Annotated in this window: 2 protein-coding genes; one reads left to right on the top strand and one right to left on the bottom strand. The window is 69.4% G+C overall.

Annotation, left to right across the window (positions count from 1 at the left end; genetic code table 11):
- Positions 1-29: 29 nt before the first annotated feature.
- Positions 30-1,073, top strand: coding sequence for a TRM11 family SAM-dependent methyltransferase (locus tag C1I93_RS30440; protein WP_181445390.1), 1,044 nt, complete (start codon positions 30-32; stop codon positions 1,071-1,073).
- 51 nt (positions 1,074-1,124) lie between these two features.
- Here the strand turns inward: C1I93_RS30440 and C1I93_RS30435 are convergent.
- On the bottom strand, positions 1,125-1,445 hold a 321-nt coding region (locus tag C1I93_RS30435; RefSeq protein WP_181445389.1), incomplete at its 5' end, for a cellulose-binding domain-containing protein.

Below are 1,445 nucleotides of genomic sequence, written 5' to 3'. Positions count from 1 at the left end.
GTCGGGTCGGGGTGGGATAGTTGCTGGTTGTGGAGCGGTATGGGGTGTTGATTCTTCCGTCAAGTAATCGGGTGTACGCCGGCGCCTCGGTCGAGTTGACGCGGGCCGAGTTGAAGATCTTCGGCGACAGCGTGCTCGGCGGTCGGATCGGGGCGGTGGAGACCACCACCGTGGGTGGCGTCGACTACGTCACCTTCGGCGTCGACGGCGGGCTCGACGAGCGGGACGCGGCGGTGCTGGGCAACCTCTCCAGCGCGTACGCGTTGTTCGAGTTCGTCGGCGACCTGCTGCGTCCGGTGCCGTTGACCCGGCTGGACCGCTTCGACGACGACCTGATCACCATCCAGAAGTACCCGGGCAAGACCAACGAGCAGTTCACCAAGCTGCTGCTCAACCTGACGCTGCTCGCCTCGGACTGGTCCGGTGAGCTGCTCACCCGGCGGTTCCGGGTGCTGGACCCGCTCTGTGGCCGGGGCACCACCCTCAACCAGGCGATGATGTACGGCTTCGACGCCGCCGGTCTGGACCGCGACGGCAAGGACTTCGAGGCGTACCAGGCATTCCTCACCACCTGGCTGAAGCGCAAGCGGATCAAGCACCGGGTGCGGGAATCCGGGCCGGTACGCCGGGAACGCAAGGTGGTCGGCCGCCGCTTCCGGGTCGAGGTGGCTGCCTCGAAGGAGGAGCACAAGGCCGGGGACGTGCAGACGGTCGACGTGGTCAGCGCCGACACCACCCGGGTCGGCGAGTTCTTCCGGCCGGAGAGCGTCGACCTGGTGGTGGCCGACGCGCCGTACGGCGTGCAGCACGGTAGTCGTACCGCCGAGCAGGGCCTGGTCCGCGACCCCCTCGCCCTGCTCGCCGCCGCCGTGCCGGGCTGGGTCCGGGTGCTCCGCCCCGGCGGCGCTCTCGGCATCTCCTGGAACACCAACGTGGCCCGCCGCGAGGCCGCCGCCGAGCACCTCGCCGCCGCCGGCCTCACCGTCCTGGACGACGGCTCGTGGCAGGCCCTGGCGCACCGCGTCGACCAGGCCATCGTCCGCGACATCCTCGTCGCCCGGCGGCCCGCCTAGCCTGATCGGGGCCGGCCCAGCGTCGGACCGGCCCCGATGGCGGTGCGGCGGTCAGCCGAGGGCGCAGGGCGAACCGTTGAGCGTGAACGCGGTAGGTGTGGTGTTGCTTCCGGTCCAGCTCGCGATGAACCCGAAGCTGACACTCGCACCAGGGCTTATCGCGCCGTTGTACGCCACGTTGGTCGCGGTGACCTGCGTACCGCTCTGGGTGTAGCTGGTGTTCCACGCCTGGTTGAGCTGTTGGCCGTTGGCGAACGACCAGCGCAGGGTCCAACCGTTGATGGCGGACGTGCCGGTGTTGCGGATCGTCACGTCACCCTGGAAACCGCCGCTCCATTGTCCGGAGACCGCGTAGGTGACCTGGCAGTTTCC

This window comes from Micromonospora endophytica, assembly GCF_003236305.1.
GTDB classification, from domain to species: domain Bacteria; phylum Actinomycetota; class Actinomycetes; order Mycobacteriales; family Micromonosporaceae; genus Micromonospora; species Micromonospora endophytica.
The sequence above is the reverse complement of the archived record's forward strand: the minus strand, read 5'-3'. Positions and strand labels throughout refer to the sequence as shown.